Origin of the sequence: Pedobacter superstes (genome assembly GCF_037622515.1) — a bacterium.
Classification (GTDB): domain Bacteria; phylum Bacteroidota; class Bacteroidia; order Sphingobacteriales; family Sphingobacteriaceae; genus Paradesertivirga; species Paradesertivirga superstes.
The window spans coordinates 38,285-55,809 of record NZ_JBBJCN010000010.1 but is presented as its reverse complement, the minus strand read 5'-3'; the positions used below and the strand labels follow the sequence as shown (position 1 = coordinate 55,809).

Genomic DNA, 17,525 nt, shown 5'->3' with positions numbered 1-17,525 from the left:
GGTCGTATGTTGTCACTTTGAGACATCGCATACACTAACGATAAGACAGTTTAGATAACTAATTTAAGTGCTGTTTTTGATTCGGAATGGCTACCGCTATGCTATTGCCTTTTCAACACTACTACAAAAGGCGAAATAGTAGTTTAACTACAGATACAAAGATACTTAACCTCCATGGGCCAATTAAAATATTTTATCCACAGTAAAGGCCGGATTGTGGAAACTTCTAAATCTGGCTGAGTTCAAAAGCGTATTTAGAATAGCTTATCATATCCCTGCTTTCTTCATTTTCAATCCAGCCACTTTCCAGGTGACTGATTTCAACCATTTCGTTCGTGCTTTTCTTTCCAAACTTATTAAGAACCGCATTCATCGCTTGCAGCTCTTTCTCCTCGAAAATGCTTTGGTCGAAAACCTTACCTTTCAAAGCTTCCCCATAGTTGCCATTTCTAAAAGGCACAAACTTCAGATCGACCATATTTTCGTCAGTCAGCTTGATATAAAGCTTATCATACTCTGCAGGAACTGGCCCCATCTGAATGGCCTTATATGCAATCCCGCTGATAGAATACCCCGACATCTTATAGCAAAGAAAATCACTGTAAAAAAGAAGTTTATTTAGCTTGGTCTTATAGAGATCATCCAGAGATTGCGAGAAGTAGCTAATCATATTTGCTACCTTATACTGGTCAGGCTTTTTATACCCATTATACTCAGAGGGCTTGGAATAGGTGAAGATATTATCAAAAAATAAAAGGTTCCAAAAGTTCGCCTTCTTTTCCTCAATGATTTCTAAAGCAGTGTTTTTGAACTTGAGGTACTCCTTAGGAGTCAACAGAGATTCACTCGCATCTAGGAATTTTATAAATTCTCCCGGGTCTTTTGACGCAAGTATTAATCTTCCATTAGCGACTGTTGGAATGTCACCGCTTTCATACTGGCGATAACTATTAGTACCCAACCCAAGAATCTCCGACATTTTCGATGCCGAAAGCCCGTACTGTTCTCTAATCTCTTTTATTTCTTCGGGAAAAGGTATACCGTATTTGACCCGATATTGATTGTACAACTGGTTCAAATTAATCTGGTCAACCTCATCCGTAGAAAACTCTTCTCCCGTATCGACACATCTATAGAATAGTTGGGTGATTTCAAAAAGGTCTTTACGGAACTCAATCTGCTTTTTTTCTTTAAGCAGCATTACTTTTCCACCTGTGAAGGGACTTTCCATATGTTTATTTAAACGGATATTTTATTGTTCTCTCAGCAATATGAAATGAAATACAAATTACCGGACGATTAGATTGTCCAATTGTAATCTTAATATAAACCTCTTTTTGCTTTATCTTCTTGCCAAATTCCCATAATTCGGGGCCATTATTATAGTCCTGGGTCGGGCCTTTATAATAATCGTCAACTTTTAGTTCCTCCAGCAGCTGAGCCCTGTTCGCTGTAGTAAGCTCCAGGACTACCAGAGTATTAAAGTTTTTTTCCCGGTTCGTGAAGATTACACCAAACACGGAAAGCTTGGCTTTGAAATCGTTCAAAAACTGTTCTACCTCGGCCTTCGCTGACATTTGGCCACAAACTTACAAGTTAAACTCAAATTTTCAATATTTATTTTACGAATAAGTTGAATATTTAGTTTTATATATTTGATATTACAACTTTAAAGTTGTATATTTGTTTTAAAGGAGTTCATTATTTAACTTCTTCATTGAAGGGAGGTATTTTAAATGTCGAAAAAGAAAACAGTTCATCGTGATGCAGGTTCAGGGGAGTTCGTTACAAAAAAGTATGCGGACAAACACCCGAAGACAACAGTTAAGGAAACAATCAAAAAGTAGTAATACTCCCCGGGGGGAAACCCGGGGATAACGTTAAAACAATTAATAACACACATATGGGTAAAAATCAACATGTAGTACCGCACAACGGTAGTTGGGCGGTAAGAGGTGCCGGTAATGAGAGAGTTACACGGACAGCAGACACGCAAGGAGCAGCAAGAGAGATTGCAAGAGGCATTGCGCAGAACCAGGGTTCAGAAATGATTGTGCATCGACCTAACGGCCAAATTAGGGAGAGGAACAGTTACGGGAATGACCCGCATCCTCCAAAGGGATAAAATTAAAAGGCTCTTAATTTCGGTTAAGGGCCTTTTTAATTAAAGACTTCGCACGATTACTTTTTCAACTTAATATTCTCTCTACGCTATCCGCCCTGAATGATCCTTGAAGAATTTATCTTATTATTTTCCTGCCTTTTGTAAGCCGTCATTTGAGTACGATAGCTGAATGAAAGGCAATGGGAAGCAAATTCCGAGGTAGTGATTTCTTAATTATCAGCTGTTAAGCTTCAATTAAATAAATAAGAACGGCTACTATAATTAATAGGCAAGCGCAACCTAATAAGGAGTAAGGTAGAGATTCAGGATCTTTACTTCGATGCACCAGGCTTTGTCGTAAAACAATAAGACTCAGGAAAGCAACCACGAACCCACAGGACATAACGAAAGCTGAAAATAACCCTGCTTGACAATACCACTGATATACGATATATGAGCTGATAATCAAGTAGGCAAGCAAAACCGTGGCAACCTTTACTTCAAAAACCAGCCAGTACCGTCTAATACGCCTTTCCAGATTTTTAATATTCTGTCTGTGAATTCTCTGACGCTGCTCCCTCATGACTACACCTTTCGTACTCCTCACTTGGTAAGATCTCGTGTATCAAATACATCTGTCTTTACAAAACGTGTTATCGAATTTTCAATCACTTCCCGAGTTCCAAAAACCAAAGCAGCATCATGGCCGGAAATATTAATCTGAACAGGAACTTTGGCAGTTAATGATTCAAGTAATTTCTCTTTTGTAATGGGATTATCTATAGAAAAATCTGAATTATTGAAAAACTGATTCAGCCAGGTTAATAATTCTTCCAACGAACTGAAAGTGGTTGTATTGATAAGAGCCTCGGGTTTGGAGGCCTGAACGAATCCTAATAAGTACATGTAAAAGGTAATGATATTCTAAATATACCGATTATTCAGGAATAACATATATAATGGATTCATTAGAGATTCACCTTGGGCCCAGTTAAACATTTTAAAAGGAAATAAAGGTGTACTTCGAATTTTAATTGTGTTATTTATCTACAAATACTGTTTCCGAACGAGCTGGCCGCAGCTGCTTTCAGCCTTCCTTTATCTACAATTTCTGTTGGCCGGTTGCAGGATCCTCCCCTGTCTGCAGGAATTATCATCTACAATTTGATTAATCCAAAAGCTTTGTTAAATGATAGGGTTCAGCGTCTAAACCATAATCCGCTGTATAGCCGACTGTTTCCAGTATTTCAATAAGTGCTTTGCAATCATCGTAATCTTCACATTCTCCGAAATCCAGCAATAAATTTTGAACGTTCTCGGGTAGTAAAGCGTAATGCTCAAAAAGCTCCAGTAATTCTAACTCGTTCTGTTCGCAAAATCGCTCAGCATCATTTGGGTTATCAAATGTCTCATTTGCCCATTTTAATTGTGTATTAATATCAATCAGTACGATTTTGCCTCTTTCCTTGCCTAATATAACCTGTGAATTCATCTTCTTAAAATTTTGAGTACATCGATGAGATTATCAATTCGTGTTTGAGTTCTTCTAATCGCTCATGGGTCATCCCTTTTTGATTAGCCATAGCATGGAAGGATTTTATCACCCTTTCCAGCGTATTCCATTTGAAATAATATCCCTTTAGCTCCCCGCCCAATCTTACAGTAAGTGTTATGCATTCCTTTCTTTTTTGGGCTTGAAGCATTAATGCAATGGTGGTACAAGCTTTATGATAAATAAGGCTTTGAGGATCCTCGTATTTTATCAGGTCCTTCAGCTTTTGAAGTTGAGAGGAACGAAAATCATTTTTGGATGGTTTACTCTTGAAGGAAGAACCCGGCTTTTTCTTAAGAAGTAAATCGAACGCCAAATCTTCATGGCGATAATCAGGGTAACGTTCCCTTATGTATTGGATAGCAAACAGAGGTGTTCTGTTATAAATTCTTCTGACGAACCTTTTTCGTCGGTTAACCCGCACTTGTGCGGCTTTTTTTTCGGCTGCTTCCAGAGTAAGAGTAAAAGTTGATTTTTTCTCCTTCGCCCTTATGGCCGCTCTAATAACAGTTAAGAAAATCAGGTCTGTTTCCTCGTCTTTCAGGAGGCTGAACAAATCAACATAGGAGTATTTTGATAAATTATATTGAAACTCCGTTATCAGGTCTTCCAGCCGGAAAGCGGGAATGGCAAGTATTGGTTTGACTAAGTCCCTAATCATGATGAAGTGAAATTTTATAGAAATGGATATTGAAGAATAAAAGGGGTTGCCCCCCTCCTGTTAGTTCTCACTAGGTAAAAGCAGGGTGTCATTAGTAAAATAAAGAGTTACTTTATCACCCTCGAAATCGGAAAGTGGAATCGCCTGGGTAACTAAAATGTTCCCTCTTCCATCATCGCAGGTCAGGCAGAAACGATTTGTTTCCTCCTCGTTATCTATTATTCTGGTTAGTTCCCACTTTTGAAAATCCTCCGTCAGAGAAATTGCGTTCGGGCCTATATTATAGGAAAGAATTGAATCTATGAGCCAGTAACACTCATATTTTTCGGCCAGATATTGAACGCCATCAGTATAAAGAAGTTTAGTAGCCGGGTGTCTGTACCATTGTTCAGAACCGTAAAATTCTCTTAATTCGTTATTGACATTGATGATTTCCATAGTTGATAGTTTTAAGGGTTACTAATTATTTTGCTTCTTCTACCTGTGTATAGAGGTATTTTAAAGGGTATTTTGCTTGGCTGGAACGCTCGGGGAAAACTGTATTGTAAACTGAAATGGTAGTCGGGTTGAGTCTTAAGATTTCGAACCAGCTTTTTTTGATTCTGATGAATTTCTTGTCTTTCAGGCTGGCTTTGTCGAAAACAAGTTTGCCGCAAGTTTCTAAACAGTGCTTGTAGAAATCAAGCTCCTCTGTTCGTTCTTCTATTTTTTTATTAAAGTGAATTTTTGTTGCCTCATCCAACTCTCTTTCAGGTGAACTTTCATAAAGCTTGCCCTTTAACCCTCTTTGATATTTTCTGATATCTGCTTCCGCTTCACGGATTCTTAAGCTTAGATAGCCGGGATTTGAAAACTTGGCTCCGTCTGCGGTAGCTCTCGCTCTTTCCGCTTTCTGTTTGAAATATTCGGCTTTATCGCCCTCGGCAAAGGCTTTTCCAAAAGTGTTATGAATTTTGTTTCTAAAATTGCGGTCTTTCTTTTCACTGTGATGACTTACGAGTATAGGCTGGCCAAAAGGAATAAAGGCGGCCATACTTTTTGCAAGGGTATAAAGTGATTCTGATTTCTGCTCTGCTTTTTCTGCTTGTGCTTCTGCCCTTTCTGCCCTGTTCTCTGCCCGTACCTGTTTACTTTCAATTTTTTCAGCAAACGATTTGCGCTCTCCCTCCTGTCCGAGATAAACAAAACTCATTTCAACAAGCTGGTCAATCAGACGGTTGCAATGTTCGGCCTTGCCTTTTGAAATCCAGCAATTTGATGTTCTGCTCCATAAGCAGAATTGTTTAATGGTTTTCTGTTGTTCCTTTGAAAGGTTAGAATAAAACTCTTTGGTCGTATGGATATTTAGTTTTTCCGTTTCAAGATTATGAATAAAGAAATTTTGAAAATGAGAATTCATAAGGGTAGATTAAGCGGTTAAAGACAGTTTCAAGTTTTCAGGATATACCCGGTTGAGGTGAGTATTTCTTTTATTTGAGTAGCGTTCAACGAGGTAGAATACTGTTAAATCAGTGTTCTGAACAATTACCCAGGCAGAAAGTAAAGCCTTTGAACGGTTTACTTTTTTAGTCCGTTGAATCTCCCAACTCATTTTCATCAGTCGGGAAAGAATATTATTTGTTTTCATTGGTAGCAGTATTAGTGTTTTCAACCTTTTCTTTACTTAGCACCTTAATGGAGTAGTGTAAATAATCAAACACCGGGTTTTTTAAGGTCTGTAAGGCTTTATTTAAAGCAAGTTGAGCTTCTGAATTAATCCATTCGGGAGAATAGTCCGGGTCGGCTAAAATCTCAATTTGAAGGGTGAGGTTATAGTGATCTTTCATGGCGGTATCTGTTTTTTTGTCTCTTTCAATCGTTATATAAATATACGAATTAGTATATTATAATATATGTTTTAGTATATATTTTATTTCAACATTTTGTTACCTACCGAATTTTTTCTCCCCTTACTTTCCCTAAGATTTAAGAATCGTCTACTTATTTTACCAGTGCATATTATTTTACCAGTGCATAGGATCCTGAGGAAGGTCAATTATTGAGATTTATCTACATTGCCTGGTTGGAGCTGGAAGGGATCCGGACTGGCCGGCCTTAATTGATATTTTTTTTATCTACAATTATGCGTTAGTAGCATGGAAGGAAATTTGAAAAATTTGTCCTTAGGACGGAAGCGAAGCGTACTCTGGAATGGTACGCCCTTTGGGAACGCCCGAATACAAATAGATTTGTTATTTTAGAACTTAGAATATTTTAAATCATGCGAGAATTAAGGGACCTGCGATCAATACAATTTGATGCCGATCATGATTATTACCTTAGCGACTTTTCAGATTGTGATCTTAGAGGAGTTAATTTCAGTGGCGAAGATCTTAGACATACTAAGTTTGACTGGTCTGATTTAAGAGGCGCATTGTTTGTTGAATGCGATTTATCGGGTGAAGTTTCCTTTGCTTTTGCTAATCTTGACGGAGCTGATTTTACGAATGCTATACTTAATCTTGTCGCATTTGAATTCGCAAATATCGAAGCAGCAATTTTTGATGAGGGCCTTCTTGCAGAAATAAAGGAACTTTACGGTAAATAAATCAGTCTATCTCTATTAAATCTTGATGCTAACTCGCGATGCTTCCTGCTTTTTGCTCGATTTCTCGTTAATGAAGTTGGAACAATAATTTAGATAATCCTTTGAAAGGGTATCGTTAAAAACTTCTTTCTTGAACTGAGCATAATCCATTTCAGGCATATTATCCGACTTTCTAATCATATTAATTCCCTGCAACAATTTCAGGTCGTCATTAAAGTCTTTTAAAATAGGCTTATCAATCTTAACAATCTGGTTAAAACCGGATACGTCCAGAATAGATTGGTTCAAATGCTTTAAAGCATAGTTGTCATACGGAAAAGTAATGTTAAGCTGGTTTTTTTCAAATGCATAAATGAATTTATCTCGTTTAATTTCCATCTGAAGCAAAGGTGATTTCTCTTTACCGGCTATTTCATTGACATCATTATTATAACCGTTTAAGCGGCTAATTAGACTGTCAGCGAAGCTGATAAGGTTTATGAACCGGTCACCATTAGGTGACTTTACAGCGCCTATGGCAATCTTCTTAGTTCCCCTAGGGGAACTAAGAAACTGTGTTGAAAGGTAAGGGGATAAAAGGTCTGATATAGCCTGCAGGTCGTAATTAGCACCGTGTCGATCATTATCATTAGCAAGAGTAATTATCGGCGCTGTGTCTTTATACAGGTTCTTTAACTGGTAAAAAGTATTTAGCTGTCCTAAACTCAAACTTCCGCCCAAACTTAGGTACATCTTTGAATCTCCAGGATTTAGCTGGTGATGGGAAAGACAATCCACGCCACTTTCAGCAAGAAGGAAATTTGAAACCTTCCCTATCGGGTTACTATGCCAAAGTCCATTAATTTTATTGGACCCGTCGGCATGGCCCTTGAAATTATTCATATTTCTCACCTCGGCACCTACAATGACTTCTGTTTTTTGATCATCAAACATGGAATAAGGAAAGGCAGTATTATAGAAAGTACCGTAATCACTTTTGCTGACCATTGTTTTGATAGCTCCTTTAAAAATTGGGTCATTTAGCGTTTCAGGCTTGATACCCCTCGACAACAGGAACTCAGTATTGTTCAGCGGTTGCAGGTTAAGAGAATTGAAATCGTAGTTCTTTAGATCAACGTTTGAAAGCTCCTGCACCTTTACTTTTTCCTGAATGGTCTTCCTTGTGAAAGGGTCTAAGTCTAAAAATTTATAAAGGACAGCGTTTACATTTGAATTTTTAGATTTCGAATTATCCGATGGAAAGATATCGCCCAGGCGATTCTGAATAAAGGTAATAAGGGTTCCCTTTTCTGTTTTATCCCGTTCATTAAAAAAACCTTGATTTGCCGGATCCTTTGGGTTGACAATAACAATCATATCATCATGGCGGGAATTGTAAAAAACAGGCATACCCCTACCCTTCTCAGGCTGTAGTTCATAACCATAGGCTGTTGCTAATTCGATGATGGAGATCCGCTCCCGGAAATCCTGGAAGGTGAGCATTTCATTTTTCATATGGCAGATAGAAAAAATAAAAAAAGGGGTTCCCCCCCTTTCCTGTAAAAACCTAGCAATTATAATTTTTTACCTTTTTTTTTGGTTTCGCCCTCCTTTTGACCAGCTTGTTTACCGCTTTTTACTTTTTCAGTTGGCTTGCCTGTTTCAACCTCCTGTTTTACTGTTTTTTCAGTTTTATTACCCTGCTCGTTTTGAGCTGTCTGAACTTTATGCTGTTCAGTAACATTTTGTTGAATCGCGGTTTCCGGAATTGATAAAACCGGAACATCATTTTTGAAACGAAAATCGAGGCCCTGTTTACCGGCAGAGATTACAACATGAGAAGTAAACTTTTCGCCCTTACGGTCAATCATATCCGCAATAAGGGTAGGTTTTCCTTCGGCAAGTGATTTCTTTTGATCATCAGTTAGATTTAATCCTTTCAAATTGTCGGGAATCATTTTAGGAAGACGGTCTGCCCTCATGCTCACCATTTCTTTAGTTTCCGGATCAATACCAATTACTGCTGCAAACGGCTGGCGGGTTTGAATGTCAATACATTCTACAACCTTTCCCATCTCTCCGAAATTTTTAAGATTGTATTTGTCTACCTCATTAAGCTTATATCCTAAATATTCATTCCTGATGTCGGGCTGAGGCCGAACACCATGAATTACAAGATTAAGTTTACCAGTGCCATCATCAACAAGCTTGATTTTGGCCGGCTGATGCATCCTGATTTTAATACCTGACTTACTTGTAAGCTCCCCTGAGAGATTAAGTAATGATGTTTTCTGACCGTTTAAGAAGCGTTCTAAATCACCTGATTGTTTCAGACTGTCAGCAGTGATCCCGGTAGTTTGCTGGATGCCATTCCAATCCACTTGATCAAAATTGAAACGAGAATTAGTTTTAGTAGGAGTTTCCATTTCTGAATAGGTTTTAATAGGGGCTTGATTAATATTTTTCCGGTTTGCAAGGATGTACCTTGATTGATCGAATAGTTGATTTAAAAAATGTGTGGTTTTTTCAACCGGAAGAATCAGAAAGCGGCTGTTCTGCCCTGCTTTGAAGTTTCGGGTGAAGTTTCCAATAAAATTCGAAAAGAAGGAACTATGTTTGTTTACATTGAAGCTTAGACCCGCAACTTTTTTGTTGTCGAGGGACCGTTCAACGTCTTCTTTATTTTCAAGAGTCCTAATCACTGCCTTATTCTCTTCATCTTTTCCAATAAGTCGAATCTGGTTAATGTTAGGGTTTAACTCTATGATATTAAATTCCTTTTCCTGGAACTTATTTGATTCTTTAGCAATTTCAATTTCGCGATCAAGTACAAAAAGTTCCTTTACATAATTCTCGTTTTGTAAAATGACAACTGCTCCAGGCTGTTTTTCGTATTCCAGGATGTCATTAATAAAGGTTTTATAGGGTACATACTTAGAGGGTTCATAACTGTCTGTAGCTTCACGTTTTGCATCGTGGTACATCACCGGAAGGAATTGATTATCATTTGAGCTGGAATATACTACCCCATTTAAATAATGATAATCGACCTTGTTTTCATCCTTACCGGTAGTAGCCAGTTGAATCAGATCTCCGTAGTTATCACCATTGAAACTATTTCTGTTATTTTTTAAATAATCCTCTCTCAGGGCCTCTAAGATTTTAAGACGGTCGCCGGGCTCCAATTCATCCTTAATATAATCGATAAGAGTCGCATTGACCTTTTGTTCAAAGTTGAAATATTCGCCTGTATTAGGATTCTCAAAAAGTTGAGGAATTCTCGTTTGTAACAGCCAGGCTTCAGTCAGCTGAAGAGGTGAAGTGATTTCGAGCGCCCCGACATTTTGCTCAGGTAAATCATTTTGAAAATAAGGAATTGAAAATGATTCGAAAGGTCCGCGTATTGCGATGCGTTCCTGTTCACTTGCAATTTGCCTCAAAAGATTATCTGATGGTTCCGGTATCAGGAAGCCCTGATGATCTATAAAGGTTTCCGATGGGACTTGCCTGCCGGTGGGAGGCTGGTCGAGAGAAAAAGCCTGAATTATGTCTGATACTGGAAGTACAGCCTTTTCAGTTTGATTTTCCATATTAATGAATATTTCAGTAGGTTGATAACCAAATATATTAAAAAGAATATTTATTTACCTAAAAATGCTTTAAAAATCTTATGGCTTATTGATAATATCAATAATATCTACTCTTTAAAAAACCTAAAAGAAATAAAATTGTTATCGGATTACATTTACCGTTACCATGTTCAACTGCTGGCCTAGGAATGATAACCCATTAAGTAAAGTCGTTCTACTCTTATTGATTGTGAGTTTTTCTTCTGTCAACGCTCAGCAAAAGAAAAAGTATTCAAAGGAGGAAATCCAGACCATTCGTCAAATGGATGAAATAGAATTCAACAACGAGAAAAATGACTTGGTTGAAATGGTGAGCGATTACGAACACATTTACCGAATAGCAAGCATACTTAAGAAAGACAGTGTACTATTATCACAGCTTCCATCTGTATTTCCATTGATTCAGAATAGCTATAAAAAATTAACGATAAGCAGTACCTATGGCTACAGATGGCATCCGGTAAGCGGACATAAGAAATTTCATAATGGCATTGACATCCCCCAAAAGAAAGGAACTCCGATATACGCAACTGCAACGGGCATAATAGAATTTACGGGCTATTCAAAGGATCACCTGGGGGTTTTCATCAAGATCAGGCATCGTTACGGGTTTGAAACCATTTACGGCCATTTATCCGCATATAATGTAATTCCGGGAGAAGTGGTAAGGCAGGGTCAAATGATAGGAAGAGTAGGCAGTACTGGATTAAGCACAGGAAACCATCTTCATTATATCATAAAAAAAAATGGAAAAGAAGTAAACCCCTACCGGTATTGCTATCTCAAACTAGACCTTTTTAATGAAGAAAAACCTAAGGTTGTCAATCAGGCTGATCAAAGTAAATAGAAATATCCTGTTTTAAATCTTCAATTGGGATAATTTCATGATATGGGCTGTTATCCTCTGCCAAAAGATAATTTAGATTATAGCCTTTCAATACCCAGTAATTGCAGACAACAAGAAAGTTGTCATATTTTGCAAACCCATTCTCCATTCTGGATAGAATGTTTTGGGTGAGTTTGCAGGCTTTTGCGATATTATTCTGTGAAATGTTGTGTTTAGTACGTAGCTCAAACAATCTTTTTCCTACCACTTTACAAAAGTCCTTAGGGTCTTTAACAACACCCAATTCACTTTCTTTTAATTCCTTCATATACGAGATTACCCCATTTTAAGCCTTTTGCTTGATCAGGTGTGCTAAATTAGGATCCTGTTTTATCCGGGTAAGCTCCTTAGCAACAAGATCAGCGATATCCTGCTTAATCTGTACATAATTTGCTTTGATAATTTCATCCATCCTATCCACACCCTGCTCGTCCTTAAAATTAGTAATATTTGGTATATCAACAAAGTTTCGCTCCTCCTCTTTTACTTTATCCATGTCTACCAGGACTTTTGCATGAAACATTTTTTGGGAAATCTCTTCACCGATATTATCGGCTACTGCACCAACGAATGTTCCTTGAGTTAACGATGAAATCTTAGATGAAGGAATAACACTGTCGAGTTGAGTACTAATGCTAGTGCTGGTGCTGTCTTTATTTATTGAAATTGATTGCCGTTTCTGTAATATTTTTCCGAAACGCTCAGATAGTTGTTTTGCGCTCTCTCCAAGAACCTGACCACTGATCACATTTCCGATCGTATTCTTGATCACAGTAGCTTCAGATTTACCGTAGTCGCGTTCGAGCTGACTAAAATCCTGAAAGGATAGACAGACCGAAACTTTATTGCTTCTGGCCGTTGCGATGAGATTATCCAAACCTTTAAAGTAAATGGTAGGCAATTCATCGATAATTAGGGAACTCTTCAGTTTTGCCTTTCTATTAACAAGCTTAATTAAACGTGCATTATACAAGCCCAGGGCAGCTCCATAAATGGATTGCCTATCAGGGTTATTTCCGATGCACAAGATCTTTGGTTCCTCAGGGTTATTTATATCCAATTCAAAATCATTCCCGGACATTACCCAATAAAGTTGGGGGGAGGCAAGTCTTGAAAGCGGTATTCTTGCGCTGGCGATCTGGCCTTCCAATTGTTCCATTGCACCACCTTCGTAAGCTGATACAAATGGCTTGACGTAATTTTCAATCTCTGGGTATGAACCTAAAATAGGGAACATCTCATCATAACTCCTGTTTAAAAATTCATTTACATGAGGAAAGGTGCAAAATTTCCCGTTTTCATATAACTTCAGGAACCAGATAATTGCCGTAAGATAATTGATCGGACTTTCTACAAAGAAATCACCCTGCTTCTGTATCCAGCTTTTGTTTAGGTTAAGCATCACCGTATAGGCGCTTTCATAGGCATCTATGATATCATGAAGTGATTCTGCTCTAACCGGATTACAACGGTTGCTCTTTTCAGGGTTATCCAGATTGATTACATAAAAACGAGGCTTAACTTTAAAATTTCCGTAATTCCTTAACAATATATTGTAGGTATATTTTGACAGATCATCGAATTTATAATCATACACATACATCGCAAAACCCTTCCTGATATGCTGCTCAATGAAAGATTTTATAATTGCAAAACTTTTACCTGAACCCGGTGTCCCTGGCACCATTGTCGCCCTGAATGGATTTACGATATTTATCCAACCCCTCCTTATTTTTCCTTTTAACTGGTATTCGGTTGGAATATTCACTGAATATTCGTTTTCCATCAGCTGCTCTTCCTGGGGAAATGATTCATTTTCCTCATTGAAAATATCATCCATCATTTCACTTTTTAGTATGCGGCTGATCAGCGCACCCCCTCTCAGGATAAACATATAACCTGCAATGGTGGTGGCAATATAGGCCACTGCATTCATGCTGATCGGAGTTGGCAGCTTTAATAACAAAACATTCAGGAAGAATAAAATGAAGCCTATAATAAGAGCTTTCCAGACCTGGAACCAGGTTACTTTTTGATTTGGATTTCCTTTAGTGCCAAAACAAGAGATAGCTAGAAACAGTAGGGCAATGAGTTTAGTAGTAAGATTCCAGGAGAAAATACCAGTGGACCGGTTTAACTTTAGTAGAACTCCGTCAAACCATTTTAAGGTAAATTGATATTCCTGGAACGCTGAATAACAAAACCAATAGATGTTCAAAAGGACAAATACAATACTGATTAGCCTCGTAAAATCCATGATTTTTTGAAGCGCTTTTTGGTCTTCATGCATAACGGTAGGTGATGATTAGGGCCTCCCTACCACCTCCGTTTCTTACGTCGGCGTTTGGTTGGCTCGTCTTTATGTTCTTCATTTTTCCCATGAACTCCATCCATGAGACTTTCTAATAAGCTTCCAAATAAATTGAATGCTCCGGTGACACTATCCTCGGGCCTCAATCCTTGCATTGCCTTTATTCCTGATGAAGGTCCCATTTCAGTGCTATAATCTTTGTAATCCTTTGAAGCTGGATGTCTGAGACTATCACTTGGGTATACGGCAATCGTTTTAATTATCTTCTGTATTTCCTTGGCTGTGAATTTTTCATTGGTGTTTTTCCCTGATAGATTAGAATTTTTAAGAATGTCTAAATATAGGGAATTATTGATTTTATCAATATATAATAATGTATTTTGGATGCTGCCTGCATTGTTAACTTCTACTTTAGCCTGATTCAACCTGACTATTAAATCAAATTTAGGTGATATTTTAAGTTCACCTGATTTGTTTTTTCTAAAAGCAATATTGAGAGTATCAATAAATTCCTTTTCAGTATAGTTATTCGCGGCTAAAATTTTGGAGAGCCCCTCCCCTACCGGAACCATTCCATTGAATGGGAGCTTATAGTATCCGGCCTGAAACGAATTAACGTTACTGGCCATAGGTTTCACAAATATTCCGTTTTCAATAAGCCTGCTCAATATCTGGTTGAAAGTTGGCTGTTTAACAGAAAGGTCCCCTCCTATCACTTTATTAAGATACATCGTATTCAGTCCTTGAAGCAGACTTAACTTCTGCGGATCCTGTAATAATGGAAGAACCATTTTTGCTCTTATAGCTTCTATAGGAACTTTCTTTAAATCTGGCAAACTTCCCTTTTGTATCGCAGTAACTAGTTTTCTTTCATAAGTATTGAGTTCAGGATAAGGAACACCTTGTAGCCGTTCTTCCAGGCGATTAGCAGAGTATTCTTTTCCCAACTTGCTGCCATTATAAACGGCTTTATTTTCATTATCTATGAAGCTTGCGCCATATAATTTACCATTCTCGTTTATACGTAATACGGCTATTCCTTTATGTTTTGCAAGTTCAATCTTCAGTCCTTCAATAGAGGGTTGCGTATTTGATTTGAAATAATTATCAATTATGCCGGTTAAGCGGGTTTTAACTTCCCGATTATTTAATAAAGAGATGTTTCTTTCAATTCGAGTCTCAATAGCTTTTACACCCCGGTCCTTGCCTAATTTACTGGCTGAAATAGGATGGCCAAGCAACCTGTGATCCTGGTCGATAAACTGATACTGTATTCCGTTGATTTCAGAGCCGTCAAGACGCGTTCCTTCAATCTTACGCATTTCTATACCATTAAGCTCTAGAAGCGTTCTCAGCTCATTAAAACTACCGTATTTATAATCGTTGATAATTGTCTTCGTAATACCGGCTATCGCAGCTTTTGTATCTGACTTACCATATTTAGGAAGCTGGTTCGAAAAAACAGGAACCTGTTCAAGTTTTTCCTTTTTACTTTTGCTCTCTGCAGGAGTTAACTGATATTCTAATTCAAGAGCCTTTCGTACCTCTTCTGAACGTAGTTTTTCAAAATCAGAATTGATTTTCTTACCGTTATCATCTACCCTGATGGAAACAATATGAACGTGTTCACGCTCGATATCGTGATGTTTGTATATCAAATATGGTTGCTCTGCGTAACCCATTCGCTCCATATAAGTGCGGGCAATTTCTTCAAATTGCTCCTTGCTGAGCTTATCGGATGTATCCGGATTTAAGGAAACGTGGAAGGTTACCTTCTCGGTACGTTGATTCGCTTCCAGGTTATAGGCAAATGAATTCATCTTTTCAGTCATGCTTATTTTATCCCATCCGGCATGTGAACCAAGAATTTTAGAGCCACCGATTATCTCAGCTTCGCCTTTATTTACCTTCGTTTCATTGTATTTAAGAAGGCCAAATAGTTCTTTACCGGATGTTATTTTGCAGACCATTCCTTATACAACTTTGAGGTTAAGTCTAATATTTCCTCTTGTTTAGTAGCGAGCTTTTCAAACATCTGAACTGTTGCATTTAGTTCGTATTTCAAATCATATTTGATTCCGCTTGTTTCGCTCAAGCTATTTACTTTACGTACAAGCTGGTTGAAATTTACTCCAATAGCATGATACTCTTGAAGGTATTTGGTAAGAGTTAAATAGTAATTTTTAAGATCTTTATCTGAGGATTGATTATAGGAAGATTGATTTTTAAAAACTCTATCCTTAATAAATCGGGTTTTATTTTTAGAATCAGACAGCTGCATAAGGCGCATAAGCGTCGACTCTTCCTCTTCTTTCATACGAAAGAAAAAACCTCTTATTGATTTTTCTTTGTCTTCCTTTTTCGGCCTTCCACCTTTATTAGTCTTTTCCATTTTAAGCCCTGTAATTCTTTATAAATACGACTTTGGAGTATTTAGCCAAGCCTTTACGACTTTGGAGTAAAGGGTGCAAGATCTTTTTGGAGGTAGAAAAACCAAAGGTTTTTGTATATACAAAAATACATCTTGCTGTATGCTGACGCATACCCAAACTTAAGCAATAACCAGACCAATTGCAATACCTCTATTCTAAACAGGTTCTATTCCAGTGTTTGAATTATTGTTGTATTGAATTCATGTTATAATGATTTCAAATATCAACTACTAAAACCTCTCGGCAATGTTTAAAATCTTTGAAATATTGAATTCAATATTTCATGTTGCCTTGTTGTCAAATAGGTAAAATAAAAGTTGAGTTATTGAGTTCATTATTACTTGTATTATTTATTTATTGATTACTTGAAATCTTTATTTATATATATCTTGTTACCTATAATTATTGGGTTCTTTGTTACATGTTTTCGTGAACTCATGAACTATATATTTATTAACATCTTGTAATATTGTTAATAAGTTTTATATTTGTCAGTAAATCATGAATTATAGTCATCATGAAATCTTTAATTATTTATTTAATTAAATAATTATTTAATGATTGATTTCATAAACTCATGTTATAATGTTTTCATGATATATTGAATTCAACAGTATGAAAAAGAAAGAAACAAAGTTCATAGGTTTTTGCGGACAAAAAGGAGGGACCGGTAAATCAACTCTTAATACCCTAATGGCTTCCTATTGCCATTTCCTTAATGACAATAAAATTGGCTTTATGGATTGTGATTATCCACAGCACAGTATAGTTGATTTAAGAGCTAAGGAGTTTGAATTAATAAAATCCGACCGGGAGTATTTAGCGGCCTTTAAAAAGCTCTCTAAGCCAGCCTATCCTATCCTGGATAGTTCTTCTGAGAAAGCGGTGGAGGACATGAAAAAGTTTATAGACCTTCAGGAAGGGGAGGCCCCATATGATTTCGTGTTTGTGGATCTGCCGGGAACTGTAAAAGACAAAGGTTTCTTTAAAACAATAGCTTCCCTGGATCATCTCTTTATTCCCATCATCGCAGATGAATTAGTCATAGATAGCAACCTGAAATTTGGTAATTCAATACACCACAATTTTATCGGGAAGGCGGGCCAAAAGTTCGAAGGGGTGGAGGTTAGATTGAAAACCATGCATTTCCTATGGAATGTAGTAGATAAGCGCGAAAAAACAGATTTATATAGCCTTACGAACGATATTATTAAAGAGGGGGGGATGAAAATATTAAACACACAACTAGAAAGCAGTGTGAAATTTAGAAAACGTGCTTTTCGGTCAACAATGTTCCCGATGAACAAAGACTACATAAAAGATACTAAGGTAGTACCACTTATTGAGGAGATAATTAAAATCATCAGATAAAACATAAAATATT

19 protein-coding genes are annotated in these 17,525 nt (G+C 37.3%); 4 read left to right on the top strand and 15 right to left on the bottom strand.

Annotation, left to right across the window (positions count from 1 at the left end; genetic code table 11):
* Nucleotides 1–226: 226 nt before the first annotated feature.
* Together WG906_RS18385 and WG906_RS18380 are read right to left on the bottom strand one after the other, a co-directional pair.
* Nucleotides 227–1,231 carry a type II toxin-antitoxin system antitoxin SocA domain-containing protein gene (locus tag WG906_RS18385; RefSeq protein ID WP_339994349.1) on the bottom strand — a complete coding sequence of 335 codons (1,005 nt, stop codon included), beginning with the start codon at nt 1,229–1,231 and terminating at the stop codon, nt 227–229.
* A 4-nt stretch (nt 1,232–1,235) separates the two neighbouring features.
* A complete protein-coding gene (locus tag WG906_RS18380) occupies nt 1,236–1,577 on the bottom strand; it encodes a hypothetical protein (RefSeq protein ID WP_339994347.1) in 342 nt (113 codons plus the stop codon).
* A 326-nt stretch (nt 1,578–1,903) separates the two neighbouring features.
* Between WG906_RS18380 and WG906_RS18375 the strand changes: the two genes are divergently transcribed.
* Nucleotides 1,904–2,125: a DUF2188 domain-containing protein gene (locus WG906_RS18375; protein ID WP_339994346.1), complete on the top strand. Its 222-nt coding sequence runs from the start codon at nt 1,904–1,906 to the stop codon at nt 2,123–2,125.
* 582 nt (nt 2,126–2,707) lie between these two features.
* Here WG906_RS18375 and WG906_RS18370 read toward each other — a convergent pair.
* The 7 genes from WG906_RS18370 to WG906_RS18340 form a co-directional block, all read right to left on the bottom strand.
* Nucleotides 2,708–3,010 carry a hypothetical protein gene (locus WG906_RS18370; protein WP_339994345.1) on the bottom strand — a complete coding sequence of 101 codons (303 nt, stop codon included), beginning with the start codon at nt 3,008–3,010 and terminating at the stop codon, nt 2,708–2,710.
* Nucleotides 3,011–3,272: 262 nt separating this feature from the next.
* Complete coding sequence (locus tag WG906_RS18365) at nt 3,273–3,596, bottom strand: hypothetical protein (protein WP_339994344.1); 324 nt, start codon at nt 3,594–3,596, stop codon at nt 3,273–3,275.
* A 4-nt stretch (nt 3,597–3,600) separates the two neighbouring features.
* Nucleotides 3,601–4,317, bottom strand: a complete 717-nt coding sequence (locus WG906_RS18360; protein WP_339994343.1) for a hypothetical protein — start codon at nt 4,315–4,317, stop codon at nt 3,601–3,603.
* Nucleotides 4,318–4,377: 60 nt separating this feature from the next.
* The gene (locus tag WG906_RS18355) at nt 4,378–4,755 is read right to left on the bottom strand and encodes a DUF6876 family protein (protein WP_339994342.1); all 378 of its coding nucleotides are present in this window, start codon (nt 4,753–4,755) and stop codon (nt 4,378–4,380) included.
* Between the two features lie 25 nt (nt 4,756–4,780).
* Nucleotides 4,781–5,716, bottom strand: a complete 936-nt coding sequence (locus WG906_RS18350; protein WP_339994341.1) for a DUF3560 domain-containing protein — start codon at nt 5,714–5,716, stop codon at nt 4,781–4,783.
* Nucleotides 5,717–5,725: 9 nt separating this feature from the next.
* Nucleotides 5,726–5,944, bottom strand: coding sequence for a hypothetical protein (locus tag WG906_RS18345; protein ID WP_339994340.1), 219 nt, complete (start codon nt 5,942–5,944; stop codon nt 5,726–5,728).
* Nucleotides 5,931–6,143, bottom strand: coding sequence for a hypothetical protein (locus WG906_RS18340; RefSeq protein WP_339994339.1), 213 nt, complete (start codon nt 6,141–6,143; stop codon nt 5,931–5,933). The genes WG906_RS18345 and WG906_RS18340 overlap by 14 nt, the downstream gene beginning before the upstream one ends.
* 434 nt (nt 6,144–6,577) lie before the next feature.
* Here WG906_RS18340 and WG906_RS18335 point away from each other — a divergent pair, with 434 nt between their 5' ends.
* The gene (locus WG906_RS18335; RefSeq protein WP_339994338.1) at nt 6,578–6,904 is read left to right on the top strand and encodes a pentapeptide repeat-containing protein; all 327 of its coding nucleotides are present in this window, start codon (nt 6,578–6,580) and stop codon (nt 6,902–6,904) included.
* 15 nt (nt 6,905–6,919) lie between these two features.
* On the opposite strand, the gene WG906_RS18330 is transcribed toward WG906_RS18335, so the two are convergent.
* Both WG906_RS18330 and WG906_RS18325 read right to left on the bottom strand, forming a co-directional pair.
* A complete protein-coding gene (locus WG906_RS18330; RefSeq protein WP_339994337.1) occupies nt 6,920–8,398 on the bottom strand; it encodes a toprim domain-containing protein in 1,479 nt (492 codons plus the stop codon).
* A gap of 59 nt (nt 8,399–8,457) precedes the next feature.
* Nucleotides 8,458–10,473 carry a DUF4099 domain-containing protein gene (locus WG906_RS18325; RefSeq protein ID WP_339994336.1) on the bottom strand — a complete coding sequence of 672 codons (2,016 nt, stop codon included), beginning with the start codon at nt 10,471–10,473 and terminating at the stop codon, nt 8,458–8,460.
* Nucleotides 10,474–10,702: 229 nt separating this feature from the next.
* Here WG906_RS18325 and WG906_RS18320 point away from each other — a divergent pair, with 229 nt between their 5' ends.
* A complete protein-coding gene (locus tag WG906_RS18320; protein WP_339994335.1) occupies nt 10,703–11,359 on the top strand; it encodes a M23 family metallopeptidase in 657 nt (218 codons plus the stop codon).
* Here the strand turns inward: WG906_RS18320 and WG906_RS18315 are convergent.
* Genes WG906_RS18315 through WG906_RS18300 form a run of 4 tightly spaced genes read right to left on the bottom strand, consistent with a single transcriptional unit; the run spans nt 11,334 to nt 16,101 of the window.
* Nucleotides 11,334–11,666 (bottom strand): helix-turn-helix transcriptional regulator, encoded by a 333-nt coding sequence (locus tag WG906_RS18315; RefSeq protein WP_339994334.1) that lies wholly within the window; start codon nt 11,664–11,666, stop codon nt 11,334–11,336. The genes WG906_RS18320 and WG906_RS18315 overlap by 26 nt on opposite strands.
* Before the next feature lie 18 nt (nt 11,667–11,684).
* The gene (gene mobC, locus WG906_RS18310) at nt 11,685–13,688 is read right to left on the bottom strand and encodes a conjugal transfer protein MobC (RefSeq protein ID WP_339994333.1); all 2,004 of its coding nucleotides are present in this window, start codon (nt 13,686–13,688) and stop codon (nt 11,685–11,687) included.
* Nucleotides 13,689–13,714: 26 nt separating this feature from the next.
* Entirely contained in the window at nt 13,715–15,679 is a 1,965-nt protein-coding gene (locus WG906_RS18305; RefSeq protein WP_339994332.1) for a relaxase/mobilization nuclease domain-containing protein, read from the bottom strand.
* Entirely contained in the window at nt 15,664–16,101 is a 438-nt protein-coding gene (locus tag WG906_RS18300; RefSeq protein ID WP_339994331.1) for a plasmid mobilization protein, read from the bottom strand. The genes WG906_RS18305 and WG906_RS18300 overlap by 16 nt, the downstream gene beginning before the upstream one ends.
* 655 nt (nt 16,102–16,756) lie before the next feature.
* On the opposite strand from WG906_RS18300, the gene WG906_RS18295 reads away from it, so the two are divergent.
* The gene (locus WG906_RS18295; RefSeq protein WP_339994330.1) at nt 16,757–17,512 is read left to right on the top strand and encodes a ParA family protein; all 756 of its coding nucleotides are present in this window, start codon (nt 16,757–16,759) and stop codon (nt 17,510–17,512) included.
* Nucleotides 17,513–17,525: the final 13 nt, after the last annotated feature.